Below are 26651 nucleotides of genomic sequence, written 5' to 3'. Positions count from 1 at the left end.
GATCGCGGCGGCGTCCGGGGCCAGCGGGTAGACCCGCACCTCGGCCAGTCGGCGCGGCGGAGCGCCGCGCCGCACCGCCCGGAAGTCGTGGATGGCGGTGTGCCCGACCAGCAGCCCGCCGGGGTCGCCGCGCAGCGTGTCGGGGGAGTCGGCGAACAACTCGTCCATCGCGGCGAGATCGTCGGCGCCCAGGGCGAGTTCATAGCCGGCGAACGCCTCGAGCAGGCCGGCGGGTGCGTCGGGGAGCGCGGACCGGAGGGTCTCGACGAACTCGACCAGCGCCGGCGCGGACCCGCTGACCGATGGTTGGCTAGGGGTGTCACTCACCGAAGTCCGCCTTCCTGATCCGAGCGTGCACGCCTTTGACCAGATCGACCACCTGGGAGATGTTGAAGTCGGTGGCGGCGCTCAGGTAGGCGTAGGCCAGGTGCCGCTCCATCCCGTAGCGGGCCTGCAGCAGGCCGAGCGCGGCCCGCACGCAGTTCGCGGCGGCGACGTCCAGGTCGGCGTCCAGCCCGGTCGGGATCAGGAACTCGCGGGTTTCGGCCACCGGCGCCAGCTCGGCGCCGAACAGCCGCACCGCCTCGCCGGCCGGCACCACGTCGAAGCGAACGGTTGCCCGCAGCGACGCCTCCAGCGCGGTCAGCGCCACCTCGCCGTCGCCCTGCGCGAAGTGCGGATCGCCGACGTAGGCGCCGGCGCCGGGCACCTGCACCGGCAGGTAGAGCGTCGAGCCCTCGACCAGCAGGTTGATGTCCAGGTTGCCGCCGTGCGGTCCGGGCGGCACCGAGTGCGGACGGACGTCGCCAGCAGCAGCCACCCCCATCACCCCCAGGAACGGGCGCAGCGCGAAGCGCACCGCGCCGGGCCCGCCCTCGGTCAACGGCAGCTCGCCGAACGCTCCGTCGGCGGTCTCGACCACCGGCGTGAAGACGCTGACATTGCCTGGTTCACTAGGCATCTCGCCGGGCAGCGCGCCGCGTCCGTGGCGGTTCGAGATGACCCCGTAGGGGACGCGCCGGTCCAGTCGCAGCACGGTGATGGCGAGCAGGTCGCCGGGCCGGGCGCCGCGCACCTCGATCGGGCCGGTGACCAGGTGCGGGCCGTCCACCGCCGGGTCGTGCGGACGCCCCGAGCCGGCCAGGTCGATGGCCTCGGCGAGCACCTGATCGGGCCGGACGCCGTGGCGTCCGAAGAACGCGATCGGGTCGCGGCCCTGGTCCTCCAGCACCCCCTCGTGGGACAGCGTGTCGATGGTCACGGTCTCCCCAGGCGCCACGCTCAGCACGGTGGCGTCCGCGCCGCAGGGCAGCCGCCCCCAGATCAGGTGACCGAGGTCCGCGCTCAGGTAGTGCTCGCCGGGCAGCTCGCCGACGCCGCACTGCAGCACCGGCCCGGTGACCCCCTGCGCCAGCGCGGTCACAGTTCCGGCTCCGACCGCAGCAGCTCGTCCAGCCCGGCGATCAGCTCGCCGACCTCGGCGAGGTGGGCGTCCATGGCCTGCCGGGCCGCCTCCGGATCGCGGCCGGCCAGTGCGGCGTAGAGCCGTTGGTGGCCCTCGATGGAGTTGCGCCGTCCCTCCCGGGCCCAGTGCGAGCGCAGCCGGACGTCGTGCACCAGGCCGTTCATCGCCTCGCACACCCCGACCAGGAACGGGTTGCCGGTGGCGACCGCCAGCCGCCGGTGGAACTCGACGTCCAGCCGCAGCGACTCCTCGGCGGTCAGCCCGGCGTGGCTCTGCCGCAGGATGTCGTCCAGCTGGGCCAGGTCGAGGTCGGTGGCCCGCTGCGCGGCCAGCTCGGCGACCCGCGGCTCGACCAGCCGGCGCAGCTCGGCGGCCTGGGCGAACTCGTCCGGATCGTTCTCGGCGAACGGGGTGAAGGCCAGCTTCAACTGCGGGTCGGGCGGGGCGCAGACCACGGTGCCGCGTCCCGGACGCCGTTCGATCAGCCGGCGGTCCTCGAGCGCCCGCAGCGCCTCCCGCAGGGTGGCCCGGGACACCCCCAGGGTGCTGCACAGCTCGCGTTCCGGCGGCAGCTTGTCGCCCGGCGCGAGGTCGTCGGTGATGTGCCGCTCCAGGCGGGCGGCGACGTCCCCGCTGATGGTGCGCGGACGCTGCACGGTCAGTTCCATGGCTGCCCCTTCTACCGGTTCCGGGGCACGCCGTCACCGGTTCTGGGACGGGTTTGCGCTTCGGATCGGCATTGGTATGTTGGTCGGACCAAGTGCCTCGACTGTAGCGCACCGAGCCGGCTCCCCGGACGTGGGCGTTGCTGAAACGGGCCCGTAACACGGTCGCAACGGCGCGTCCCCACGAGACCGGGACCATGGTTCCGGGAACCCGAAGGAGGTTCGTTGTGCCGACGTCCCGCGACGATCGCGTGAGCGCCCCCGAGATCGATCCGCCGCACCGGCTGCTGATGGGGCCGGGCCCGATCAACGCCGACCCGCGTGTGCTGCGGGCGATGTCGGCCGGGCTGGTGGGCCAGTACGACCCGGCGATGACCGGCTACATGGCCGAGACCCAGCAGCTCTACCGCGGCGTCTTCCGCACCGCCAACGACGCCACACTGCTGGTCGACGGCACCTCGCGGGCCGGGATCGAGGCGATCCTGGTGTCGCTGCTGGCTCCCGGCGACCGGGTGCTGGTGCCGGTGTTCGGCCGGTTCGGTCACCTGCTGGCCGAGATCGCCGAGCGCTGTGGCGCCGAGGTGCACACCGTGGAGCGGGAATGGGGCACCGTCTTCACTCCCGAGGAGATCGAGGCCGCGCTGGACCGGGTGCGGCCCAAGCTGCTGGCCATCGTCCAGGGCGACACCTCCACCACGATGTGCCAGCCGCTGGCCGAGCTCGGCGCACTGTGCCGCGCGCGCGGCGTGCTGTTCTACTCTGACATCACCGCCTCGCTGGGCGGCAACCCGTTCGAGATGGATGCCTGGGGCCTGGACGCCGCCTCCGCCGGCCTGCAGAAATGCCTGGGCGGGCCGTCCGGAAGCTCGCCGGTCAGCCTGTCGGACGCCGCCGTCGCGGTGATCCGCGGCCGCCGGCACATCGAGGCCGGCATCCGCGAGGACGACGACGAGGCCACCGGCACCCGGATCGCGTCCAACTACTTCGACCTCGGGATGATCCTGGACTACTGGGGTCCGCGCCGGCTGAACCACCACACCGAGGCCACCTCGATGCTCTACGGCGCCCGGGAATGCGCCCGGCTGCTGCTCGCCGAGGGCATGGACGCCGCCATCGCCCGGCACGCGCTGCACGGTGCGGCGATGACCGCCGGCCTGGTCGCGCTCGGCCTGGAGCTGTTCGGCGACCAGCGGCACACGATGCACAACGTGGTCGCCGTGTACATCCCGGACGGGGTGAACGGCGACGCCGTCCGGGCCGGCCTGCTGCGCGACTTCGCGATCGAGATCGGCACGTCCTTCGGCCCGCTGCACGGCAAGGTGTGGCGGATCGGGACGATGGGCTACAACGCCCGCCACGACACCGTGCTGCTCACCCTGGCCGCGCTGGAGCATGTGCTGCGCGCCGCCGGCACCAACCCGACCCCCGGCGCCGGCGTAGCCGCGGCCAAGGAGGTGTACGCCCGATGAGGGCAGAGGCGTCGGTCGATCCGGTGCTCGACCGGGAGACGATGCTGCGGGCCGGACGCCGCGCCTACGACCGCTGCGACGAACTGGCCGCGCTCAGCGCCGTCAAGGGCAGCATCCACCGCTTCCACCTGACCTCGCAGCACGCCTGGGCGAACGCCCTGGTCGGACGCTGGATGACCGAGGCCGGGCTGCAGACCCGGATCGATGCCGGCGGCAACCTGGTCGGCCGGATCGAGGGCAGCAGCCCCGGCCTGCCGGCGGTGATGCTGGGCTCGCACATCGACACCGTCCCGGACGCCGGCCGCTACGACGGTCCGCTCGGCGTGATGCTGGCGATTGAGGTGGTCGACCTGCTGCGCGACGCGATGCCCGGCATGCCCTGCGCGCTGGAAGTGGTGGCGTTCTCCGACGAGGAGGGCGCCCGGTTCGGCTCGGCGCTGCTGGGCAGCAACGCCGTGGCGGGCAACTGGCGCGACGAGTGGCTCGACCAGACCGACGTCCAGGGCACCACGCTGCGGCAGGCCTTCCGCGACTTCGGTCTCGACCCGGCCCGGGTGCGGCAGGCGGCCCGGCGTCCCGACGAACTGGTGGCCTACCTGGAGGCGCACATCGAGCAGGGCCCGCTGCTGGAGGCGTACGGACGTCCGCTCGGGGTGGTCACCTCGATCGCCGGAGCCCGCCGGTTCGCGCTCAGCGTCACCGGCGAGGCCCGGCACGCCGGCGGCACCCCCTACGACCGGCGCCGGGACGCCCTGGTCGGGGCCAGCTTCGCCGTGCTGGCCATCGAATCGATCGCCCGGCGGCGCGACATCATCGGCACCGTCGGCGAGATTCACGCCTACCCGGGCGCGGTCAACGTGGTGCCCGGACGGGTCGAGTTCAGCCTCGACCTGCGCGCCGAGACCGACGCCGAGCGGGACGCCGGCTGGGCCGAGATCCTGGACACCATCACCGGCGTCTGCCAGGAACGCAATCTGGAGTTCCACTGGGTGGAGGAGCACCGGGCCCGCGCCGTGGCCTGCGCCGGCTGGCTGCGGCAGGCGATCGCGGACGCCGTGGCGGTGGCCGATCCGGAAGCCGAGGAGGTGCCGATGCTGTACAGCAGGGCGGGTCACGACGCGATGGTGATGGCCGACGTGACCGACATCGGGATGCTGTTCATCCGCTGCGAGGACGGCATCTCGCACGCGCCGGCCGAGGCGGTCACGCCCTGGGACGTCGCGCTCGCCGTGGAGGCCTTCGCCGCCGCCACCCGCACCGTGCTGACCGCCGATCGGCCAACCACCGATCGGAGTGCCGATGCGTAAGGTCTTCCGGGCCCGCCAGACCCTGATCGGCTCCGAGCTGGTCCCGGCCGACGTCGAGGTGGACACCGACACCGGCCTGATCACCGCGGTCCGCACCGGCGCCGAACTGGCCGCCGCGCTGGACCGGGACGCCCACCTGGACGCCGGGCACGCCGCCACCGGCGCGCTGGTGATCAACGTGCCGGCCGAGGTGCTGCTGCTGCCGGCCAACGTGGACTGCCACGTCCACGTCAACGAGCCCGGGCGGACCGCCTGGGAGGGTTTCGCCAGCGCCACCGAGGCGGCCGCCTACGGCGGTATCGCGACCATCGTGGACATGCCGCTGAACTCCATCCCGCCGACCGTGGACAGCGACGCGCTGGCGGTGAAGCGGGCGGTGGCCGCCGACAAGATCTTCGTGGACGTCGGCCTGTGGGGCGGCGCGGTGCCGAGCAATCGGGGCCGGCTGGAGGAGCTCTGGGAGCAGGGCGTCTACGGCTTCAAGTGCTTCCTGGTCGACTCCGGCGTCCCCGAGTTCCCACCGCTGGAGGGTGCCGCGTTCGGTGCCGCGATGGCCGAGGTGGCCGGTTTCGGCGGGCTGATGATCGTGCACGCCGAAGATCCCGGTGTGCTCGGCTCGATCCCGCCCTGGTCCAGCCGGCGCTACGCCGACTTCGTCGACTCGCGTCCGCCGGAGGCCGAGGTGCGCGCCGTCGAGACGGTGATCGAGCAGGTGCGGCGGCACGGCACCCGGGCGCACATCCTGCACGTCAGCAGCGCGCTGGCCCTGGAACCGATCGCGGCGGCCCGGGCCGAGGGCCTGCCGGTGACCGCGGAAACCTGCCCCCACTACCTGATCTTCGACTCCGAGAATGTCCCGGACGGGGCCGCCGAGTTCAAATGCTGCCCGCCGATCCGGGATCCCGGGAACCAGCGGGAGCTGTGGCAGGGGCTGCAGGCCGGCGTCCTGGACTGCGTGGTGTCGGACCATTCCCCATCCACGGTCGAGGAGAAGACCAAGGGCGGCGGCGACCTGGCCCAGGCCTGGGGCGGGGTGTCCAGCCTGCAGGTCACCTTCGGTTCGATGGTGGACGCCGCCGCCGAGCGCGGCATCGGGGTGGCCCAGGTCAGCGAATGGATGTCGGCGGGTCCGGCCCGGGTGGCCGGGCTGACCGGCAAGGGCCGGATCGAGGTCGGTGCCGCAGCCGACCTGATCTGGTACGAGCCCGGACGCCGGATCGCGATCGACGGCAGCCGGCTGGCGCACCGCAACAAGCTCACCGCCTACACCGGCCGGGTGCTCTCCGGCAGCGTCAGCCGGACGGTGATCGCCGGGCACACCGTCTTCGACGGTTTCGACCTGGCCGAGCCGTCCGGACGCCTGCTCTCCCGGGCCGGCTGACTCGAACAGCTGCCCCTGAGTCCGAACCGCCCGACAAGGCCCTCCCTATTCATCTGTGCCCTCCCGTATACGGGAGGGCACAGATGAATAGGGAGGGGGATACCCGGTATGCGGTCGGTCGGGCGAGTGGTTGGTTCGGTCGGTCGGTGGGGTGGCGCGGTCAGCGGGAACCCAGGGTGACCTGGGCGGTGCCGGCCTTGCCGTCGCGTTCGTAGCGGACGGTGACGGTGGCGCCCGGGGCGTGGAACCGGATCGCCGCGATCAGCCCGTCGGCGGTGGTGGTGTTCACGCCGTCCACCGCGGTGACCACGTCGCCGGTGCGCAGTCCGGCGGACTGGGCCGGGCCGCCGTCGGTGACCCCGGCCAGGGTGACTCCCTCCGAGGTGGTGTCGGTGGAGGAGTCGTCGGCCTGCAGGTTGACGCCCAGGGTGGCGTCCGCCGCCGTGCCGTGCTCGATCAGGTCGTTGGCCACCCGCACCGCCACGTCGGCCGGGATGGCGAAGCCGAGTCCGATGTTGCCGGACTGCTCGGAGCCGTTGGAGAGGGTGGCGCCGGAGGCGTTGATGCCGATCACCTGGCCGTTCAGGTTGACCAGCGGCCCGCCCGAGTTGCCCGGGTTGATCGCGGCGTCGGTCTGGACGGCCTGGTACACGGCGTTGCCGGTGGTGCCGGAGCGAACCGGACGGGCGGTCGCCGAGACGATTCCGCTGGTCACCGTCTCGCTCAGCCCGAGCGGGGCGCCGACGGCCACCACCGACTGCCCGACCACGACCGAGGACGAGGTGGCGAAGGTGGCCGGCTTGAGCAGGTCGGCCTTCACGCCGCTGACCTTGATCACCGCCAGGTCGTTGTTCGCCGAGGTGCCGACCACGGTGGCGTTCGCGGTGCTGCCGTCCTCGAAGGTGACGGTGATGCTGCCTGCGGAGCTGCCGGTGCTGGTGGGATTGGTGGAGCCACTGGTCTCGGAGACGACGTGGTCGTTGGTCAAGATGTGCCCGGCGCTGTCCAGCACGACGCCGCTGCCGATGCTGCCGCTGCGACCGCTGCGCACCGTGATGGTGACCACCGACGGCGAGATCTTCGCGGCGGCCGCGGTGATCGAGCCGTCCAGGGTGGACGGCTGCGCCACCGGCACCGCGCTGACCGTGCCGGAAGCCTGGGAACCGGCCGGTCCGAGCAGCGCATAGCCGCCGACACCGGCGCCGGCGCCGACCACCGCGGCCAGGGCGGTGGAGGCGAGGAACATGGCTGCTCGGGAGCGCTTCGGCGTCCGGCTGACGGCGGTTCCCGCCGCGGGGGCGCCGAAGACATTCCCGGGTGCGTGCCCTCCCGTGGAGGGCTGAGGTGCGGTCCACGTCCGTTCGTCCGGACGCGGGTTCTGTGGGGTCTGCCAGCTGCTCATGTCCTTGAGCCTGTGCCCGGATGCTGTGAGCATCCTGTGGGTCGGCGGTGTGGTCGATGTGCACCTCGGACGGCCCGCCGGGCAGCATCTGCCCGGGCATAGAGTTGCCGGGTGACCGACCCCCAGCACGGCCCCGACCCGCTGCGGCGGGCGGCCGAGCTGGCGGCGAACGTCACCTCCAACGTCACCTCGCTGGCCGAGGACGCCTGGAACCGGCTGGACTTCCGGCGCTGGCTGGTGCTCGCCGAACTCCGCCTTCGTCAGGGCGGACGCCGGGTCCGCGGCTCGCTGCTGCCGATCCTGACCGCCAGCGTGGCGGCCTGGGTCGCCTATCTGGTGGCGCACTACCTGCTCGGCCATCCGACCCCGTTCTTCGCTCCGATCGCGGCCTGGATCTGCCTCGGCTTCACCTACAACCGGGTGCCCCGCAAGGTGCTCGAGATCGGCGCCGGCACGGCCATCGGGGTCGGTATCGGCGAGCTGATCCTGTACGGGCTGGGCGCCGGCGGCTGGCAGTTGGCGCTCGGGCTGCTGGTCGGCGCCGTGATCGGCCGAGTGCTGGACAGCGGCGACCTGTTCACCATTCAGGCTGGGGTGAACGCCATGGTGGTGATCGGCATGGGGACCATGCTGAGCCAGATGACCGGAGCCGGGCCGTCGCGGCTGCTGGACGCGCTGATCGGCGCCGGCATCGCGCTGCTGTTCACCCTGCTCTTCCCCGGGGACGTGATCCGCCGGCCGCTGCGCTACGTGGCCGATCTGCTCAACGAGCTGGCGACCGGCTACGCCATGGTGGCCGAAGGCCTGCGCAGCGCGAACAAGGAGCGGCTGCGGGACGCCCACGCGCAGCTCCGCGGCGTCCAGCAGATCGTGGACGACACCCGCACGGTGCTGAAGTCGTCGGCCGACATCGTCGGGCTGACCCCGACGCTGCGCCGCCGCCGGCCGCAGATCGACGAGCTCAGCCGGCAGCTGGAGCTGAGCATCCGGACGCTGCACACCGCGGAGTTGCTGCTGCGCCAGGGCCGCGGCGTGGTGGACGAGCACGGCGCGCTGCCCGATGTCGGGCAGCTGATCGACGAGGCGGCGGCCACCCTGCACGCGCTGTCCGGGTCGGTGCGGAACTGGCATCAGCCCTACCTGGCCCGCCGGCGGGCGATCGAACTGGCCGCCGGCTGCGCCCCGCATGCGGCCCAGGTGACCGACTGGCGGCGCAGCGTGCTGCTGTCGGTGATGCGCTCGGTCGCCATCGACCTGCTGCAGCTGACCGGGATGTCCCGCGACCAGGCGCGCAGCCACCTGCCCGACACCGGCCCGGAGATCCGCTCCGGGGCGGCGCTGACCGGTGACGAGGGCTCCGCGATCTGGGGTTCGGACGACCTGGGCAAGAGCTGATCAGGGCAGCGGCTCGCCCTTCATCATCCGCGATTTGTAGATGTTGCTGATCACCACCCCGTCCAGGAAGGCGGTCAGCCGCTCCGCCTCGGCCTCCAGCAGGTCGCGGTCGGCGGTGCGCAGCGGGGCGCAGGGGAGCACCAGCACCCGGGCGTGCTCGTCCTGCACCCAGCAGCCCACCACCCGGCCGTCGATCCAGGCCGTGGTGCCGCCGTTGCCGTTGCTGTCGAACAGGTGTGGGACGAGTTCCGGCGCCAGGTAGAAGTCGCGTTCCCGCCAGCCCATCACGGTGGGGTCGAGGGTCGGCAGCAACGCGGCCCAGCGGCGTCCGGGCTCCTCGTCGACCAGATCGTCCCCGGGCAGCAGGTAGCCGGTGGCGCCCGAGTCGAGGGTGACCGGGACGGCCTCGACGGCGGCCAGCGCGGCCCGCACCGCGGTCTTGGTGGCGCCCAGCCACCAGACCAGGTCGGCCTCGGTGCCGGGCCCGAACCCGGCCAGCCACGAGCGCACTAGTGCGGCGTAGCCGGCGTCCGGCGACAGGGGCTCGGGCACCGCGTCCAGCCAGCTGTCGGTCCGCGTCCAACGCGGCCGGGAGGTTCGCCAGTGGCCGTCGTTGGTGGCGCGGACGATGCTGTGCTCGGCGCCGAGCAGGGTGAGCAGCCGGGGCGCGAAGTGGACGTCGGCGACACCCCAGCGCGATCCCGGCGCGCCCCTCATCAGGCCGTGCAGCTCGGGCAGCTCCTCGCGCAGCTGCCGGGCGGAGAGTTCTACCCCGCCGGCCAGCCGGTCCAGCACGGCGGCACGGGCCCGGTCGACCCAGCGAGCGCCGTCCTCGGTGACCCCGTGCCGTTCCAGCTCACGGATCAGCTGGGCCCGTTGCTGGACGGCGACCCGTTCGGACGCGCTGCCCCAGACCGCGGGCAGTGCCTCGACCGGGAAGGCGAACAGGGTGCGGCGCATGGCCAGCTGTTTGACCAGCGTCCGCTCGCCGTACAGCGCCCGCTCCACCACCGCCACCTCCGGATCGTGCATCCGGGCCGCGACGCCCAGGTGCACCGTCGGCGGCTCGGTGGCGTGCAGCGCGCCCAGCGCCCGGGCCACCTGTGTCGGGTCGTCCAGCCGGTGATCGGGGTGCAGGGCGTGTCGCCGGGCCAGCCGAGCCCGCCGCGCCGAATCGGGGAACCGCATGCCCGCATCCTGCCCGATGCCACCGACAGAAGAGTTCGCGGCACCCAACGCAACCAACCAGAACGGAACCGGAAGGTCAGAAGAGTTCGACCGGCGATCCCGCTCGACCAATCGCGCGCCGTGTGGGTAAGGTGTCAGTCGTGTCATGGTTCAGCCTCATCCTTGGCTGCCGCAGCGAGGCCTCGATCTAGCTTCAGGCTTCCTCGTTGCGGAGAGTTCTCACGCGCCTGAACCCCATCGAAACCGCCGAGGATCCTCAATGACCACCACCGTCAATCAATTCGGGACGCGCGTCCAGCCCAAGCCGGTCCAGCTGCCGTCCCCGATGCCGGTCAACCGGTACACCCCGTTCGTGCCCGTCGACCTGCCCGACCGCAGCTGGCCGGCCAACAAGATCACCAAGGCGCCACGCTGGCTCTCCACCGACCTGCGCGACGGCAACCAGGCGCTGATCGACCCGATGACCCCTTCCCGCAAGAAGAAGATGTTCGACCTGCTGGTGAAGATGGGATACAAGGAGATCGAGGTGGGCTTCCCCTCGGCCTCTCAGACTGATTTCGATTTCGTCCGGAATCTGATCGTCGGCGGCCACATCCCCGACGACGTCACCATCAGCGTCCTGACCCAAGCCCGTGAGGACCTGGTCGAACGCACCGCCCAGTCCCTGATCGGGGCGCAGCGGGCGACCATCCACCTGTACAACGCGACCGCGGAATTATTCCGGCGGGTGGTATTCGGCATCGACGAGGCACAGTGCATCGCGCTGGCCACCCGGGGGACCGAGTTGGTGATGAAATACGCCGAGCAGAATCTGGGCGACGTCGAGTTCGGTTATCAGTACTCGCCGGAGATCTTCACCCAGACTCCGACCGACTACGCGCTGGAGGTGTGCAACGCGGTCATGGACGTCTGGCAGCCGTCCGATGGCCGTGAGATCATCCTGAATTTGCCGGCCACCGTCGAGCGCTCCACGCCGAACACCTACGCCGACCAGATCGAGTACTTCTGCCGGCAGGTCCGCAACCGGGAGAACGTGGCGATCTCGCTGCACCCGCACAACGATCGCGGCACGGCGGTGGCGGCGACCGAACTGGGCATCATGGCCGGCGCGGACCGCGTCGAAGGATGCCTGTTCGGTCATGGCGAGCGAACGGGGAACGTATGCCTGGTGACCCTGGGCATGAACCTGTTCAGCCAGGGCATCGACCCGCAGATCGACTTCTCCGACATCGACGAGATCCGTCGCACCGTCGAGTACTGCACCAACCTGCCGGTCCATCCGCGCCACCCGTACGCGGGGGACCTGGTCTACACCGCCTTCTCGGGCTCCCACCAGGACGCCATCAAGAAGGGGCTGGAGGCGCTGGCCAACCAGGCCGCCGCCGAGCACAAGGGGATTCACGAGATTCCCTGGGAGGCGCCGTACCTGCCGATCGATCCGCACGACGTGGGCCGCAGCTATGAGGCGGTGATCCGGGTGAACAGCCAGTCCGGCAAGGGCGGGATGGCCTACATCATGAAGTCCGAGCACCACATGGAGCTGCCGCGGCGGCTGCAGATGGAGTTCAGCCGGGTCGTCCAGCAGCACACCGACGCCGAGGGCGGCGAGGTCACTCCGGATCAGATGTGGGACTTCTTCTCGGCCGAGTACCTGAGCGACGCCGAGCCGCTGGAGCTGGTCAGCGTGCCCGACATCAGCAACGGCGGCCGCTACACGGTGACGGCGAAGGTTCGGGTCAAGGGCGTGGAGAAGACCCTGGTCGGCGAGGGCAACGGGGCGCTCGACGCCTTCGCGGACGCGGTCAGCATCCTGGGCTACGAAGTCCGAGTGCTGGACTACACCTCGCACGCGTTGTCCTCGGGAACGGACGCGGTCGCGGTGGCCTACGTGGAGACCGAGATCGGGCACGGCGACGACACCCGGGTGCTGTGGGGCGTCGGAATGCACGAGTCGATCGCCACCGCCGCCCAGAAGGCGGTCATCGGCGCCATCAATCGGGCCGCCAGAACGGTCGACTGATAGTCGTCGCGGTTTCCCGCCCGGGATTCTGCCCTCTGTGTACCGTATGCCTCTCGCCGTCCCGGGACGTTCGCGTCTCGGGACGGCGAAAGGCTGTCCGGGCCCTTACCCACCTTTTCGGGTGTAACCCACGGGGGAACTTGATGAGAGCTAGGAATCTTTGATAGTTCTATTCTTCGGTTGGCACCCCCCCGGTCACCCCGTCCGGCGTGAGGTAGTTCGACCACAACTACCAAAGGGGACGAAGTGGCGCGTCGTCCGCGCGGGCAACTGCGACGGGAAATTCTCGATACGGTCATCGAGTTGTTGATCGATACCGGCGAGGTCGAATCTGTGTCGATCGATGCGGTCGTCGAACGAGTGGGGTGCACGCCGCCGGCGTTGTACTACTACTTCCCGACGAAGACCGACCTGCTGCGGCAGGCCTGTGACGTCGAGTTCGGCAAGCTCGCCGATGTGATCGAAGAGGGGGTCGCCGACGTTGCCGGCGGTTCCCTGGCTCGGTTGGCACGGCGGGGACAGACCTTGCTGCACTGGGCCAGCGAGCATCCGGCCCTCTATCGGGTGCTGTTCATGGGCTCCGGCCGGCAGGCCGTGATGAGCGGCGATGGGGTGGTCTCCGATCCCAGCCTGCGTGCGATGGCCGGGAACATCCAGACCGCGATCAACGAGGGGCTGGTCGTGCCCCAGGACGTCCGGCTGCTCACCCTCACGCTGTGGGGGGTGACCCACGGGTATGCGTCCCTGGCCGTCTCCTTCCCGACGATCCCGCTGTCGGCGCTGGACTCCGCGCTGGCCCTGGCGGTAGAGGCCGTCGCGGACCGGATCCTGACCCCGGCCGGGCAACGCTCCTGGGCGGCGTTCGGACGCCGGCAGGCCGGTGAGACTGTGTCATCGGGCGAAGCCACCGGCCCCTAGGATCGGGTTCATGCCCAAGGTCTTGACGGAACTTCCCATCGGCGAGCGCGTCGGCCTCGCCTTCTCCGGCGGTCTGGACACCTCGGTGGCCGTGGCCTGGATGCGTGAGAAGGGGTCGATTCCCTGCACCTACACGGCGAATCTGGGTCAGTACGACGAGCCCGACATCGATTCGGTGCCGGGCCGCGCCGGCGAGTACGGCGCCGAGATCTTCCGGATGGTCGACTGCACGGCGGCGATGGTGGAGGAGGGCCTGGTGGCCCTGGTCTGCGGGGCGTTCCACATCCGCTCGGCAGGCCGTACCTACTTCAACACCACCCCGATCGGACGCGCCGTCACCGGCACCATGCTGGTCCGGGCGATGCGCGACGACGACGTCTGGATCTGGGGCGACGGCTCCACCTACAAGGGCAACGACATCGAGCGGTTCTACCGCTACGGACTGTTGGCGAACCCCCGGCTGCGGATCTACAAGCCGTGGCTCGACCACGCCTTCGTGACCGAGCTCGGTGGCCGCGCCGAGATGAGCCAGTGGCTGACCGAACGCGGCCTGCCGTACCGGGATTCCAAGGAGAAGGCGTACTCCACCGACGCCAACATCTGGGGTGCCACTCACGAGGCCAAGGACCTGGAGTCGCTGGACGCCAGCATCGAGATCGTCGATCCGATCATGGGCGTCCGGTTCTGGGACCCGGCCGTGGAGATCGCCACCGAGGACGTCACCATCGCTTTCGAGCAGGGCCGTCCGGTGTCGATCAACGGGCAGACCTTCGCCGATGCGGTGGCGCTGGTCCGCGAGGCGAACGCGATCGGCGGACGGCACGGGCTCGGCATGTCCGACCAGATCGAGAACCGGATCATCGAGGCCAAGAGTCGTGGCATCTACGAGGCCCCCGGGATGGCGCTGCTGCACATCGCCTACGAGCGGCTGCTGAACGCCATTCACAACGAGGACACCCTGGCCAACTACCACGCCGAGGGCCGCAAGCTGGGCCGGCTGATGTACGAGGGCCGCTGGCTCGATCCGCAGTCGCTGATGCTGCGGGAGTCGCTGCAGCGCTGGGTCGGCTCGGCGGTGACCGGGTCGGTGACCGTCCGGCTGCGTCGCGGCGACGACTACTCGCTGCTGGACACCTCCGGTCCGGCGCTGTCGTACCACCCGGAGAAGCTGTCCATGGAGAAGGTCGGGGACGCCGCCTTCGGCCCGGTCGACCGGATCGGCCAGCTCACCATGCGGAATCTGGACATCGCCGACTCCCGCACCCGGCTGGAGCAGTACGCCCACCTCGGCCTGGTCGGCGGCGCGGTGTCGTCCCTGGTCGGCGAACTCGAGGAGGGCGCCGCCCGCGGCATCACCGAGATCGAGGCCACCGTGGTGGACACCGACATCGAGCTGTCCACCCAGCGGGGCAGCATGGAGACCGGCGCCGACTGACCCGTCTCGGGTCCGGTTCGTCCGGTCCCTCCTTCCCGCCGCTCGCCTAAATATTTAGCGCTCGCTGAACTCAGCGCGCGCTAAATTGATTGGCGAGCGCTCGGTGTCGGGGGTGGGCAACCGAGTTGAGTCCCGCACGCTCAACTCTGGAATATACTGATCGGCGAACCGGTTGAACCGGATGTGAAACCGCACAGTGCCAGATCAGTGCAAAGGAGTGATGTGACCATGGCACGCACCTTCGACCCGTTCCGCGACCTCGATCGTTGGTTCTCCGACGTCGCCCGGACGCCGGCCAGCGCCGCGATGGCGATGGACCTGTACAAGGCCGGCGACAGCTTCGTGGCGCGACTCGACCTGCCCGGCGTCGATCCGGCGAGCATCGACGTGGACGTCGACGAGCGCACCCTCACCATCCGCGCCGAGCGCAAGAGCGACGCCGTCGAGGGCGAGCAGCGCTGGCTGGTCCGCGAGCGTCCGGCCGGCACCTTCGCCCGGCAGTTGACCCTGGGCTACGGGGTCGCCCTGGATAAGATCGCCGCCGACTACCGCGACGGCGTCCTGACCCTGACCATCCCGGTCGCAGAGGAGGCCAAGCCGCGCAAGATCACGGTGGCGCACACCGGCACCGCAACCCAGATCGAGGGTTCGGTCGACGAGGGCTGAGCCCGGCAACAGCCGAATCCGGCCCGGTCGGGATGCTCCCGGCCGGGCCGCTCGGCGTCTCTTGCCATCGCGATGGTACTTTCATGGTATGAAGACGACCATCGATAGTGCGGGTCGGGTGGTGATTCCGAAGTCGCTGCGGCAGCAGATCGGACTGGCCCCGGGTGAGGTCGAAATCACCGTCGACGGTGATGCGCTGCGGCTCACGTCCGGCGCGGGGCTGGGTCTGGATGACCTGCCGCTGGTCGACGGCATTCCGACGTTGCCGCCAACCGGCGCCGCGGTCACCGCCGACGACATCCGGGAGTTGCGCCTTGCCGACCAGCGATGAACCTCTGCTGCTCGACACCAGCGCGGCCGTCGCGCTGCTCGACCCCAACCACGTCGCCCACCAAGCGGTGCGTCAGGCCGTACGCGGACGACGCCTCGGCCTTGCCGGGCACGCCGAGTTCGAGACCTACTCGGTGCTGACCAGGCTGCCGGCACCGAAACGGGTGAGTCGCGCTGCCGCGTCCGGACTGATCCGGACCGTGTTTCCCCACACTCGGCATCTGTCTCCCGAGGCGTCGAGCGGCATCATCGAGCGATGTGCCGGACAGGGCATCGGCGGCGGTGCCGTCTACGACGCACTCGTGGCCGCCGCCGCGGCCGAGCACCGGCTGTCGCTGCTCAGCTGCGACGTGCGAGCCGCGTCCGTCTATCGTGCGCTGGACGTCCAGGTGGATTGGGTGCGCTGAGCCTGCATGGATAGGTGGGGCTGGCCCGCCTCCCCCCCCAAAAAAAAGTGGGACGAAAGGAACCGTCCCCGGCCGTACCGCCTGCGGTCCTCAGGCGATGACGTTCGGGGCGGCGCCGCCGTAGCGCCGGTCCCGGGAGGCGTAGAGCTCGATCGCCCGCCACAGGTCACGGCGGTCGAAGTCGGGCCAGAGCCGGTCGAGGAAGACCATCTCGGCATAGGCGGACTGCCAGAGCAGGAAGTTGGACGTCCGCTGCTCACCGGAGGAGCGGATGAACAGGTCCACGTCCGGAATGTCCGGCTCGTCCAGGAACTTCCGGAACGACTTCTCGGTCAGGTGGTCGGGGTCGAGGCGTCCGGCCTGGGCGGCCTTGGCGATGGCGCGGGCGGCGTCCACGATCTCGGCGCGGCCGCCGTAGTTGACGCAGAATTGCAGGGTGAGGACGGTGTTGTCCCGGCTCTGCTCCTCGGCCTCCTCCAGTTCGCGGATCACCGAACGCCACAGCTTCGGACGCCGACCCGCCCAGCGGATCCGGACGCCCATCGCGTCCAGCTGATCGCGGCGGCGATGGATCACGTCCCGGTTGAAGCCCATCAGCCAGCGCACCTCGTCGGGGGAGCGGCGCCAGTTCTCGGTGGAGAACGCGTACGCCGACAGGTACTTCAGCCCGACCTCGATGGCGCCCTCGATGACGTCGAACAGCGAGTCCTCGCCACGGGCATGGCCCTCGGTGCGCGGCAGGTTGCGGGCCTTCGCCCAGCGTCCGTTGCCGTCCATCACGATCGCTACATGCTGCGGGACCGCCTTGCGCGGCAGTTGCGGGGGACGGGCGCCGCTGGGGTGGGGGATCGGCGGACGGACGGGCTTCGGCACGTCCCGCAGACTACCCGCGGCCGCCGACCGTCGCTGGATGCGCGGCGCCGAAACCGGTCCGATCGGTCATGATGGCCGGCGTGCAGGCATGGTTGGACGTCACCGCCGGGGTCGCCGGCGACATGCTGATGGGGGCGCTGGTGGACGCCGGCGCCGACCTGGACGCTGTGCAGGCAGCCGTTCGCGCGGTCGCCGGTCCGCGGATCCGGCTGCGCTGCGAGCGGGTGCTGCGCGCCGGGCTGCCGGCGATGAAGATCCACGTCGACGTCGCGGCCGACCGGCATGCCCACCAGACCTGGCCCCAGCTCTGCGACCAGGTACGGCGCGCGGTGCTGCCGCGGCCGACCAAGGACCGGGCGCTGCAGGTGCTGCAGCTGTGGGGCGAGAGCTGCGCCCGGGCCTATCGGATCGAGCCGGAGGCGATCTCGCTGCAGGAGGTCGCCGCCCTGGACGTGCTCACCGACGTGGTCGGCGACTGCGAGGCGCTGCGGCTGCTCGGCGTGGAGTCGGTGACGGCGTCGCCGCTGGCGGTCGGGTCCGGCCGGATCCGGACGTCGCGCGGCGATCTGCCGGTGCCCGTTCCGGCCGTGGCCGAACTGGTCCGCGGTTGGCCGGTGGTGAACCCCGCCGAGCCCGATGCGCCCACCACCGACCTGTTGCCGGCGGCCGATCAGCCGCCGCGTCCGGCGGACCGGGACGATGCCCACCTGCCGCTGGGCGCGGTCAGCGACGACGCCGGCATGCTCACCGAGGAACCCGCCCCGGTGGTCGACGGACGCGGGCTGGGCGAACTGGCGACACCCACCGGAACCGCCCTGCTGCGCTGCTTCGCGGAGGCGTGCGCGACACGTCCACCGATGGCGCTGCTGCGGGTCGGTGTCGGTGCCGGCGGCCGGGACGTCCCGGGGCGTCCGAACGTGGTCCGGGTGCTGCTCGGCTGAACCGCGGACGTCCGGGGCGGAACGCGGCGAGCGCGGTGATCGACGCGCGGGCACGGCCGGCCAGCATCGACCCGGCCCTCCGGTCGGCGAGTTGCGGGGTCGGTCCGAGCCGATAGGGGACGCCGTCGGCACGCAGCCGGCCTCTGCCTGGAAGATCGCCGCGAAGCCGTCGACCGCGTCCCTCACCACGCCTCGACGGTAGCCAACCCACCGTCCGAGGCTGTCGCCGGACGGCATGGAACGCCGATCGTCGGTCGAGACCAGGACCGGCCACCGGGTTCGACACACTCAACCAGCTTTCGGGCGCCACTAGGCTCGACGGCGGAAGGGAGCGGCGATGGAGATCAGCGTCCAGGGTTCACACGAGGAGACCGTCCGGCCCGAGATCGCGCGGCTGCACGCCTGGGCGCGAGCCGAGGGCGGCAGCAAGAACGAGGTGCTGCGGGCCGCGACGGACGCGGTGAACCGGCTCAGCGCCGAGTTGCAGCGGCTGCAGACGTCGGGTGCCGTCGGCGAGGTCGTGGTGCGTCCGATCAGCACCTCGTCGTGGCGTCCGATGTCCAGGGGCCGGCAGCAGCCGCCGATCTTTCGTGCCGACGCGGCGTTGCGGGCCGACTTCACCGACTTCGTCGCGCTGGCCGACCTGGCCGCGCAGTTCGGTGCCGGCGACAACCTGGAGTTCGAGCGCGTCGAGTGGCGGCTCACCGACGACACCCGCCGCGCCCTGGACGAGGTCTGCCTGACCCGAGCCGTCCAGCAGGCCAAGGAGCGGGCGCTGGTGATGGCCCGCGCCGCCGGCGAGAACACCGTCACCTTCGTCCAGCTGGCCGATCCCGGGCTGCTCGGCGACCGGGCCAGGGCCGAGACCTTCGCGGCGGCCGCGCCGTACGCGATGGCCCGCTCGGCTATGGGCGGCGAGGAACTGGCCGGCATCGAGATCCGTCCGGAGGACCTGACCGTGGCCGGTCTGGTGCAGGCCCGGTTCATCACCGGTTGAGCCGTGCCCGGGGTTGCGCGCGGACGTGGCGGCGTTGATCGGCGAGAATGAACCGTGCCCACCTATCGCGATGAAGCGGTCGTGCTGCGCACCCACAAGCTGGGGGAGGCCGACCGGATCGTCACCCTGCTGTCCCGGCACAACGGGAAGATCCGGGCGGTCGCCAAGGGCGTCCGACGGACCACCTCGAAGTTCGGCGGACGGCTGGAGCCGTTCAGCCACATCGACGCCCAGTTCGCCACCGGACGGACGCTCGACGTGGTCACCCAGGCGGTCACCCTGCACGCCTACACCGAGCCTCTGGGCGGCGACTACACCGCCTACACCAGCGGTCAGGTGATCCTGGAGACCGCCGACCGGCTGGTCGCCGAAGAGCGCGAGCCGTCGCTGCAGCAATTCCTGCTGCTGGTCGGGGCGCTGAACGCGCTGGCCCACGGCACCGGCGACGGGCGGCGTCCGGCCACCATGATCATGGACGCCTACCTGCTCCGGGCGGTCGCGGTCGCCGGCTGGGCGCCCAGCCTGTCGGACTGCGCCAAGTGCGGCACGCCCGGTCCGCACGAGGCGTTCAACCCGCAGGCCGGCGGGATGGTCTGCCGGCGCTGCCGTCCACCGGCGTCGGCGCTGCCGCCGCGGGCGGTGCTCGACTACCTGGCCGCGCTGCTGACCGGCGACTGGCCGGCCACCCGCGAGGTCGACCCGCGCACCCAGCGGCAGGCCAGCGGGCTGGTCAGCGCCTTTGTGAACTGGCACCTGGAGCGCGGGCTGCGTTCCCTGGCGCACGTCGACCGGCAGGGGGTCTGAGCCGATGCTGGCGATCAACCGGTTCCGGGTCGCGGACGCCGACCAGACGTCCTTCCTGGCGATGACCGAGCAGGCCCTGGAGTTCCTGGCCGGCTGCGCCGGCAATCTGGACGCCGAACTCGTCCGCAACCTCGACGAGCCCGACCTGTGGTGCCTGGTCACCCGCTGGCGCACCGTCGGCGACTACCGGCGCTCGTTCAACGGCTACACCGCCAAGCTGGTGCTGGTGCCGCTGCTGTCGGCGGCGATCGACGAGCCCGGCGCCTACGACCGTCCGGCCGAGGTGGGGGAGAACCTGCCCCGTTCACGGTAACGTTGTCCCTTGCGTGCCAGCCGGGCATGCATCGACTCACAAGGAGTTTCTCGTGGCCAGTCGGCTCGACAACGTCATCAGCCTGTGCAAGCGGCGGGGGTTCGTCTACCCCTGCGGCGAGATCTACGGCGGCACCCGAGCGGCCTGGGACTACGGCCCCTACGGCGTGGAGCTCAAGGAGAACATCAAGCGGCAGTGGTGGAAGGCCGTGGTGCAGGGCCGCGACGACGTGGTCGGCATCGACTCCTCGATCATCCTGCCGCGGCAGGTGTGGGTGGCGTCCGGGCACGTCGGGGTGTTCTCCGACCCGCTGACCGAGTGCCTGAGCTGCCACAAGCGGTTCCGGGCCGACCAGCTGGAGGAGAACTTCGAGCACAAGAAGGGACGCGCACCGTCCGGGCTGGAAGAGATCAACTGCCCCGAGTGCGGCACCCTGGGCCGGTTCACCCAGCCCCGCGACTTCAACATGATGCTGAAGACCTACCTCGGTGTGATCGAGGACGAGTCCGGGCTGCACTACCTGCGTCCGGAGACCGCGCAGGGCATCTTCGTGAACTTCAAGAACGTGGAGAACTCCGCCCGGGTGAAGGTGCCGTTCGGCATCGGCCAGGTCGGCAAGAGCTTCCGCAACGAGATCACCCCGGGCAACTTCATCTTCCGCACCCGCGAGTTCGAGCAGATGGAGATGGAGTTCTTCGTCGAGCCGGGCACCGACGAGGAGTGGCACCAGCACTGGATCGATGCCCGCACCGACTGGTACACCGATCTCGGCATCGACCCCGGCAACCTGCGGCACTACGAGCACCCGAAGGAGAAGCTGTCGCACTACTCGAAGCGGACCGTCGACATCGAGTACAACTTCGGCTTCGCCGGCGGCGACGGCTGGGGTGAGCTGGAGGGCATCGCCAACCGGACCGACTTCGACCTCGGCACGCACTCGAAGCACTCCGGCACCGACCTGTCGTACTTCGACCAGGCCCAGGGCAAGCGCTACCTGCCGTACGTGATCGAGCCGGCGGCGGGCCTGACCCGGTCGCTGATGGCGTTCCTGGTCGAGTCGTACACCGAGGATCAGGCGCCCAACACCAAGGGTGGCGTCGACACCCGGGTGGTGCTCAAGCTTGACCCGCGGCTGGCCCCGGTCAAGGTCGCGGTGCTGCCGCTGTCCCGCAACGAGCGGCTGTCGCCGGCCGCCCGCGACCTGGCCGCGTCGCTGCGCCGTTACTGGAACATCGAGTTCGACGACGCCCAGGCGATCGGACGCCGCTACCGCCGCCAGGACGAGATCGGCACCCCGTTCTGCGTCACCGTCGACTTCGACACCCTGGACGACCAGGCGGTCACCGTCCGCGAGCGGGACACCATGACCCAGGAGCGAGTGGCGCTCGACCAGGTGCAGGGCTACCTGGCGCAGCGCCTGATCGGCTGCTGACGGCGTCCGCCGGCCGGTTCGGTCGGCGGACGGTCCCCCCGTCCCAGGTGGGACGCCGGGGACGGTTCCTTTCGTCCCACTTTCGGGTCAGGTGAGCGGATCAGACCGATGGGGAGCCGGCGCGTCCCTGGCGGAGCGCACCCTCCCTCAACCACCAGCGACAGTCCTCGTCCTCCAGCAGCCGTCTCCAGCAGCCGTCTCCAGGAGGCCTCCCCAGCGATCCCGGTGGACTCGTCGACCGGCCGGGAGTTCCCCAGCCGAACCCGGGCTGCTGTTGAGGTCGTGCCGACAAGGCGTTGAGGCTGGTCCGGCAGAGTTCTTCTTGTGCGGGGGCGCAAGCCACCAGGCGACAGGGCCGGCATCGTGATTCGGGGGGGACGCGACGACGGCGGGGGAACCTGTTGCCCGGTGAAGACAGGATCGAGCCGGGTCGACGGACTCAGGAGGAGCGTCCACGACCCGGCTCTCCGTGTTTCGCGGCATGCTCGCTGAGGTGATCGGGAGCCAGTGCCGCTCTGCAGGGCGCCAGTGGCTCCCGGACCCGCCATTCGTCGGACGGACGTCGGTGTCAGTGGTTTCAGTGGCGGCGGTGGAAGAGGTTGCGCACCCAGCCCAGGACGGTCTGGCTGTCCATCGCCTCCTCGAAGCCGTCCGCGATCGCCCGGAACGACTCCGCCACCTCGGCGTGATGGTCGAGGAACCGGGCTCGGCTGATCTCGTCCACGCCGACCAGTCCGGTCTCCGATTCGATCGCCTCGGTGACCCGCACCAGCACGTCGAAGGTGTCGGCCGAGGCGTTCACCGACCAGAACGGCAGCGACGCCTGGTAATCCTCGTGCGCCCAGGTGACCAGCAACCCGCTGCGTTCGTGCACCAACTGACGAGAGAAGCGATTCGCGGCGACATCGTGCGAACCGGCCGGCAGCAGTGCGATCAGCGCGGGATGCAGGCGTTCCCAGGTCGCGATCTCCTCGGCGCTCAGTGGCACGGACGGATGGGCGGAGTCGTCCTGGGACTCGGGCGAATCCGGCAAGGCGGCATCCGCCACGAAGTGCACGACGAAGCTCATGGCGCGAGCCTAGTGCGATCCGACGACAGTTTTCGGGGTCTTTCGATCCCAGCGGGACGCCCGGCCATGTTCTCCCCGGCCGCTCCGGCATGACTCCTTCGTCAGCCTCGCCGGGCAGCCATGCTGAGGCCGCCCTTCCCCGGGAGGACCTTCGCCGAACGGCACCAGCAGCGCGCATTGCCGCCGACGGCGAATCGCCGAACGCCGCCCGACGTCGATATGACGTCATTATGACGCTGAGTGACTTGAATAGACGTCATTATGGTGACACCATGGTGTCATGGATCTGAATCCCTATCTCGGAGCCGTCGCGGCCGACCTGGAGAAGGCCACCGCGCTGGCAGACGACGCCACCCGGGAACTGACCGCCCGGGTGGCCGTCGCGGTCGAACCCGCGCTGCGATTGGCCATGACCCAGCTGCTGGCGGACGCCGCGGCGCAACTCACCAGTGAACTGGGCACGGCCGTCATCACCGTCCGGATGGACGGCCGCGAGCCGGTGCTGGACGTGCAGGAGCAGGCCGCACCCGCCCCGGCGCCGACAGCCCCGGCCCCGGCGGGGTCCGACGGACCGGCCGAGGACGACGGCGTCGCACGGGTCACCGTCCGGCTGCCCGAACAGCTCAAGCGCCGGGCCGAGGGCTTGGCACAGTCTGCCGATCAATCGCTCAACACCTGGATCGTGCAGGCCGTCCGCCGCGCCGCCCAGGCGCCCCACACCGACCATCGCAACTCGTCCCGCCGGGTCACCGGCTGGGCCTGAGGAGGAATCATGAACACCGGCACCACCACGCGTCATACCTGGGAGTTCGGCACCGACGAACTGCCCCGGCTGCGGCTTCAGGCCGACCATGCCGACATCTTCGTCCGGCACGCCGCCGGGCCCGGGCAGACCAGCATCACCCTGACCGCCGAGGCCGCGGTCGACCTGGCCGAGGTGCAGGCCCGCAGCGAGGGCCGGGAGATCAGCGTGGTCATCCCGGCGTTGCGGGCGTCCGAGGGGTCCGGATTCGGGTTTTCGTTCCAGCTCGGCGGGTTCACCATCGGCGCCGGCAACTCGGTCCGGCTGCGGCTGGACGTGCTGCTGCCCGAGGGTGCCGACCTGGACCTCAAGGTGGGTGGCGGCGACATCGTCATCGACGGGCGCAGCGGTGAGCTGCGGGCTCGCACCGGAGGCGGCGACGTCCGCTTCGACGACGCAGGCGACGCGGTCGTGCACACCGGCGGCGGAGACATCCGCGCCGTCCGGACCGGCCAGGGAAATCTGGACACCGGTGGCGGCGACATCAGCATCGACAGCCTTGGCGAGGGGCGCCTGCACAGCGGCGGCGGTGACGTGCACGTCGGCGCCATCGCGTCCGGTGCGGTCAAGACCGGGGGCGGTGATATCTATGTCGGACGGACCGAGGGGGACGTCTCGGTGTCCACCGGCGGCGGCGACGTCCGGATGGACTCCTGCCGCGGGGCCACCGAAGTCATCACCGGCGCCGGGGACGTGAGCGCCCACGTGGTCAGTGGCCGCTGGCAGGCCCGCACCGGCGCCGGCGACATCATCGTCAGCGTGCCGCCCGGAATCCCGGTCTGGCAAGACCTGAGCAGCCCGCTCGGGGACGTCAGCAGCCGCCTCGGTGGCCGCGGCGAGCCGGCCGAGGGTCAGGACCACATCGAGATCATCGCCCGCACCGGCACCGGCGACATCAGCCTCAGCTGAAGCGACGATAGGCAGAGCAAGGATCGAGATCGGGCACCGACTTCCGGACCCGGATCCCGATCCTTGCTGCGGGTGCCCCTGACTCAACGACCGGGGACGGTTCTCGCTGGTTGGGGACGGTTCTCGCCGGTTGGGGACGGTTCTCGAGGTGCGAGTTTCGTGCCATTGGGGACGGTTCTCCGGCCAGCCTGAGCCTGAGAACCGTCCCCTGTGCGGCGAGTTTCAACCGTGCAGAACCGTCCCTGATGATCGAGTTTCAACCGTGGAGAACCGTCCCCGATGAACGCTAGACCAGAGGGACGAAGGCGAACCGGTGGTCGGGATCGGCCTCGCGACGCCAGTCGTCCTGGTCGCGGACGACGGTCCACATCACGCCGGCGGCGGGCAGCACCATGCATCCGCCGATGGCGAGCTGCTGTTCGAGCTCGGCGGGGATGACGCCGGCGTCCGCGGAGACCAGGATGCGGTCGAACGGTGCGGCGTCCGGAAGCCCGAGGACGCCGGGCAGTGCGGGCTCCACGCGAGCCCACGGGAACGCGAAGCCGGCGAGGTTCGCGCGGCCGAACTCGACCAGTTCGGGGACCACCTCGACGCCGATCACTGAGCCGGTGGGTCCGGTCAACCGGGCGAGCAGGGCGGTGGTCCAGCCGGAGCCGCTGCCCACGTCCAGCACCCGTGCCCCGGACGGCACCCGCAACCGTTCCACCATGAACCGGACCGTCCAGGGCTGTGAATTGGTGGCGCCGTGGCCGATCGGCAGCGGGGCGTCCACCGCGGCCCGGCCACGCACCGACGCGGGCAGGAAAGCGGCCCGGTCGACCGCGCGGAACGCCGCCGCGACCCGGCCCTGTTCGACGTCCACGATTCAGCGTCGCTCGCCCGGACGCCGCACGCAAGCCGCAACGGGTCACGCGTCGAGACCGCGGCGCCGTCCGTCCCCGGTGGTGGTTGGCTGACTCGGTGCGTGAACGACTGCGAGGCTTCCTGGCGGACACCCGCCCGTTGCAGTCGCCGGACTTCCGGCGGCTGTGGCTGGCGAACATCATCACCGTGGTCGGCGCACAGCTCACCGTGGTGGCGGTGCCGGCGCAGATCTACAGCCTCACCAACAGTTCCGCGATGGTGGGCCTCACCGGCCTGTTCGGGCTGGTGCCCTTGGTGGTGTTCGGGCTCTGGGGCGGCGCGCTGGCCGATCACTTCGACCGCCGGACCCTGCTGATCGTCACCACCGCGGGGTTGATCCTGACCAGCGGACTGTTCTGGCTGCTGGCCGAGATGAACGTGGGCAGTGTCTGGCTGCTGCTGATCGTGTACGCGGTGCAGCAGGCCTGTTTCGCGGTCAACCAGCCCACTCGGACGGCGGTGCTGCCGGCGCTGATCCCGCTCGACCAGCTGCCCGCGGCGAACTCGCTGAACATGACGGTGATGAGCGCCGGTGCGATCGCCGGGCCGCTGATCGGCGGGGCGCTGATCCCGGTCTTCGGCTTCCCGCTGCTCTATTTGATCGACACGCTCTGCCTGCTGGCCACGCTGTGGGCGGTGGTGCGGCTGCCGAAGCTGCCGGTGCTGGAGCGCAAGGGCACTCCGGGACTGCGGTCGGTGCTGGACGGGCTGGGCTACCTGCTCGGACACCCGATCCTGCTCACCTCGTTCCTGGTCGACGGCATCGCGATGGTGTTCGGCATGCCGCGCGCGCTGTTCCCGCAGATCGCGCACGAGAGCTTCGGCGGACCGCCCGAGGGTGGGTTGGCGTTCGCGCTGCTGTTCGCCGCGATGCCGGCCGGCGCCGTGCTCGGCGGGGTGCTTTCGGGCTGGGTGTCCCGGGTCGACCGGCAGGGCCTGGCGGTGGTCTGGAGCGTGATCGCCTGGGGTGCGGCGGTGGTGGTGACCGGTGTCGCGGTGTGGTTCGCGCCCTCGCTGCCGACCGCGATGCTGATCGTCGCGGTCGCCGCGCTGGCGTTCGGTGGGGCGGCCGACATGGCCTCGGCGGCGTTCCGGCAGTCCATGCTGCTGACCGCCGCGGACGACGCGGTGCGCGGACGGCTGCAGGGCGTCTTCATCGTCGTGGTGGCGGGTGGCCCGCGGATCGCCGACACCCTGCACGGCTGGGTGGCCGAGCCGCTGGGGACGGCGGCGACCACCGCCGGCGGCGGCGTCCTGGTGATCGTCGGCGTGGTGCTGGCCGCGATCGGCATCCCGGCCTTCATCCGCTACCGGATCTCCGAGCAGGTCGGGACCGGACGCTGACCGCCGACCGGCCGCGCCGAGTGGTGACGGACCGCGTTGACGGGTGAAGGACGGCGCCGGCTGCTGACCGACGGCGCGCCCTCGCACTGCTGGTTGCGATCCCCGCGCAGATGGACCGCACTCTCGCGCGCACGTCCCGCCTCCGCGCTCGCCTAACTATTTGGGGCTCGCTGAATTCAGCGAGCCCCAAATAGTTAGGCGAGCGCTGGGTTCGGG

At 70.8% G+C, this 26651-nt stretch carries 26 protein-coding genes; 18 read left to right on the top strand and 8 right to left on the bottom strand.

What is annotated here, in order from left to right:
- From QM582_RS03530 to QM582_RS03520, 3 genes are all read right to left on the bottom strand, one after another.
- On the bottom strand, positions 1-327 hold a 327-nt coding region (locus tag QM582_RS03530), incomplete at its 3' end, for an AtzH-like domain-containing protein (RefSeq protein WP_415081803.1).
- Positions 320-1423 carry an acetamidase/formamidase family protein gene (locus QM582_RS03525; protein ID WP_415081802.1) on the bottom strand — a complete coding sequence of 368 codons (1104 nt, stop codon included), beginning with the start codon at positions 1421-1423 and terminating at the stop codon, positions 320-322. The genes QM582_RS03530 and QM582_RS03525, both read right to left, overlap by 8 nt.
- Complete coding sequence (locus QM582_RS03520; RefSeq protein WP_415081801.1) at positions 1420-2133, bottom strand: FadR/GntR family transcriptional regulator; 714 nt, start codon at positions 2131-2133, stop codon at positions 1420-1422. Before QM582_RS03520 ends, QM582_RS03525 begins: the two co-directional genes overlap by 4 nt.
- 224 nt (positions 2134-2357) lie before the next feature.
- Between QM582_RS03520 and QM582_RS03515 the strand changes: the two genes are divergently transcribed.
- The 3 genes from QM582_RS03515 to allB are packed head-to-tail and all read left to right on the top strand — an operon-like array spanning position 2358 to position 6287.
- Positions 2358-3599, top strand: a complete 1242-nt coding sequence (locus QM582_RS03515; protein WP_415081799.1) for a pyridoxal-phosphate-dependent aminotransferase family protein — start codon at positions 2358-2360, stop codon at positions 3597-3599.
- On the top strand, positions 3596-4906 hold the full coding sequence (locus QM582_RS03510; RefSeq protein ID WP_415081797.1) for an allantoate amidohydrolase: 1311 nt from the start codon (positions 3596-3598) through the stop codon (positions 4904-4906). Before QM582_RS03515 ends, QM582_RS03510 begins: the two co-directional genes overlap by 4 nt.
- Positions 4899-6287 carry an allantoinase AllB gene (gene allB / locus QM582_RS03505; protein ID WP_415081795.1) on the top strand — a complete coding sequence of 463 codons (1389 nt, stop codon included), beginning with the start codon at positions 4899-4901 and terminating at the stop codon, positions 6285-6287. Before QM582_RS03510 ends, allB begins: the two co-directional genes overlap by 8 nt.
- A gap of 160 nt (positions 6288-6447) precedes the next feature.
- Here allB and QM582_RS03500 read toward each other — a convergent pair whose 3' ends face one another.
- Positions 6448-7689, bottom strand: coding sequence for a S1C family serine protease (locus QM582_RS03500; RefSeq protein ID WP_415081793.1), 1242 nt, complete (start codon positions 7687-7689; stop codon positions 6448-6450).
- A gap of 111 nt (positions 7690-7800) precedes the next feature.
- Here QM582_RS03500 and QM582_RS03495 point away from each other — a divergent pair, with 111 nt between their 5' ends.
- Positions 7801-9084: an FUSC family protein gene (locus QM582_RS03495; protein ID WP_415081791.1), complete on the top strand. Its 1284-nt coding sequence runs from the start codon at positions 7801-7803 to the stop codon at positions 9082-9084.
- On the opposite strand, the gene QM582_RS03490 is transcribed toward QM582_RS03495, so the two are convergent.
- Complete coding sequence (locus tag QM582_RS03490; RefSeq protein ID WP_415081790.1) at positions 9085-10272, bottom strand: winged helix DNA-binding domain-containing protein; 1188 nt, start codon at positions 10270-10272, stop codon at positions 9085-9087. It abuts the gene before it with no gap.
- 259 nt (positions 10273-10531) lie between these two features.
- Between QM582_RS03490 and leuA the strand changes: the two genes are divergently transcribed.
- From leuA to QM582_RS03460, 6 genes are all read left to right on the top strand, one after another.
- Positions 10532-12292: a 2-isopropylmalate synthase gene (leuA, locus tag QM582_RS03485; RefSeq protein ID WP_415081788.1), complete on the top strand. Its 1761-nt coding sequence runs from the start codon at positions 10532-10534 to the stop codon at positions 12290-12292.
- 246 nt (positions 12293-12538) lie between these two features.
- On the top strand, positions 12539-13210 hold the full coding sequence (locus QM582_RS03480; protein WP_415081786.1) for a TetR/AcrR family transcriptional regulator: 672 nt from the start codon (positions 12539-12541) through the stop codon (positions 13208-13210).
- A gap of 10 nt (positions 13211-13220) precedes the next feature.
- Entirely contained in the window at positions 13221-14645 is a 1425-nt protein-coding gene (argG, locus tag QM582_RS03475) for an argininosuccinate synthase (RefSeq protein ID WP_415081784.1), read from the top strand.
- A 228-nt stretch (positions 14646-14873) separates the two neighbouring features.
- Positions 14874-15311, top strand: coding sequence for an Hsp20/alpha crystallin family protein (locus QM582_RS03470; protein ID WP_415081805.1), 438 nt, complete (start codon positions 14874-14876; stop codon positions 15309-15311).
- An 88-nt stretch (positions 15312-15399) separates the two neighbouring features.
- Positions 15400-15642, top strand: a complete 243-nt coding sequence (locus tag QM582_RS03465) for an AbrB/MazE/SpoVT family DNA-binding domain-containing protein (RefSeq protein WP_415081783.1) — start codon at positions 15400-15402, stop codon at positions 15640-15642.
- Positions 15626-16048: a PIN domain-containing protein gene (locus QM582_RS03460; protein WP_415081782.1), complete on the top strand. Its 423-nt coding sequence runs from the start codon at positions 15626-15628 to the stop codon at positions 16046-16048. Before QM582_RS03465 ends, QM582_RS03460 begins: the two co-directional genes overlap by 17 nt.
- Before the next feature lie 90 nt (positions 16049-16138).
- Here the strand turns inward: QM582_RS03460 and QM582_RS03455 are convergent, their stop codons facing one another.
- Positions 16139-16921 (bottom strand): isoprenyl transferase, encoded by a 783-nt coding sequence (locus tag QM582_RS03455; RefSeq protein ID WP_415081780.1) that lies wholly within the window; start codon positions 16919-16921, stop codon positions 16139-16141.
- Between the two features lie 80 nt (positions 16922-17001).
- Here QM582_RS03455 and larC point away from each other — a divergent pair, with 80 nt between their 5' ends.
- From larC to QM582_RS03430, 5 genes are all read left to right on the top strand, one after another.
- Positions 17002-17862, top strand: a complete 861-nt coding sequence (gene larC / locus QM582_RS03450; protein WP_415081779.1) for a nickel insertion protein — start codon at positions 17002-17004, stop codon at positions 17860-17862.
- A 337-nt stretch (positions 17863-18199) separates the two neighbouring features.
- The gene (locus tag QM582_RS03445; protein WP_415081777.1) at positions 18200-18859 is read left to right on the top strand and encodes an SIMPL domain-containing protein; all 660 of its coding nucleotides are present in this window, start codon (positions 18200-18202) and stop codon (positions 18857-18859) included.
- 54 nt (positions 18860-18913) lie between these two features.
- Positions 18914-19663 (top strand): DNA repair protein RecO, encoded by a 750-nt coding sequence (recO, locus tag QM582_RS03440; protein WP_415081775.1) that lies wholly within the window; start codon positions 18914-18916, stop codon positions 19661-19663.
- 4 nt (positions 19664-19667) lie between these two features.
- Positions 19668-19976, top strand: coding sequence for an antibiotic biosynthesis monooxygenase family protein (locus QM582_RS03435; protein ID WP_415081773.1), 309 nt, complete (start codon positions 19668-19670; stop codon positions 19974-19976).
- 52 nt (positions 19977-20028) lie between these two features.
- A complete protein-coding gene (locus tag QM582_RS03430) occupies positions 20029-21408 on the top strand; it encodes a glycine--tRNA ligase (protein ID WP_415081772.1) in 1380 nt (459 codons plus the stop codon).
- Positions 21409-21985: 577 nt separating this feature from the next.
- On the opposite strand, the gene QM582_RS03425 is transcribed toward QM582_RS03430, so the two are convergent.
- Positions 21986-22477: a hypothetical protein gene (locus QM582_RS03425; RefSeq protein ID WP_415081769.1), complete on the bottom strand. Its 492-nt coding sequence runs from the start codon at positions 22475-22477 to the stop codon at positions 21986-21988.
- Between the two features lie 280 nt (positions 22478-22757).
- Here QM582_RS03425 and QM582_RS03420 point away from each other — a divergent pair, with 280 nt between their 5' ends.
- Complete coding sequence (locus QM582_RS03420; RefSeq protein WP_415081768.1) at positions 22758-23240, top strand: toxin-antitoxin system HicB family antitoxin; 483 nt, start codon at positions 22758-22760, stop codon at positions 23238-23240.
- A 9-nt stretch (positions 23241-23249) separates the two neighbouring features.
- Positions 23250-24188 carry a DUF4097 family beta strand repeat-containing protein gene (locus QM582_RS03415; RefSeq protein ID WP_415081766.1) on the top strand — a complete coding sequence of 313 codons (939 nt, stop codon included), beginning with the start codon at positions 23250-23252 and terminating at the stop codon, positions 24186-24188.
- 286 nt (positions 24189-24474) lie between these two features.
- Here the strand turns inward: QM582_RS03415 and QM582_RS03410 are convergent, their stop codons facing one another.
- The gene (locus QM582_RS03410) at positions 24475-25050 is read right to left on the bottom strand and encodes a protein-L-isoaspartate O-methyltransferase family protein (protein ID WP_415081765.1); all 576 of its coding nucleotides are present in this window, start codon (positions 25048-25050) and stop codon (positions 24475-24477) included.
- A 98-nt stretch (positions 25051-25148) separates the two neighbouring features.
- On the opposite strand from QM582_RS03410, the gene QM582_RS03405 reads away from it, so the two are divergent.
- Complete coding sequence (locus QM582_RS03405) at positions 25149-26435, top strand: MFS transporter (RefSeq protein ID WP_415081763.1); 1287 nt, start codon at positions 25149-25151, stop codon at positions 26433-26435.
- The last annotated feature ends 216 nt before the right edge of the window (positions 26436-26651 follow it).

It is taken from the genome of Micropruina sp. (assembly GCF_047607385.1).
GTDB lineage: Bacteria > Actinomycetota > Actinomycetes > Propionibacteriales > Propionibacteriaceae > Micropruina.
Note: the sequence above shows the minus strand (reverse complement) of the source record. Positions and strands in the feature narration are given on the sequence as shown.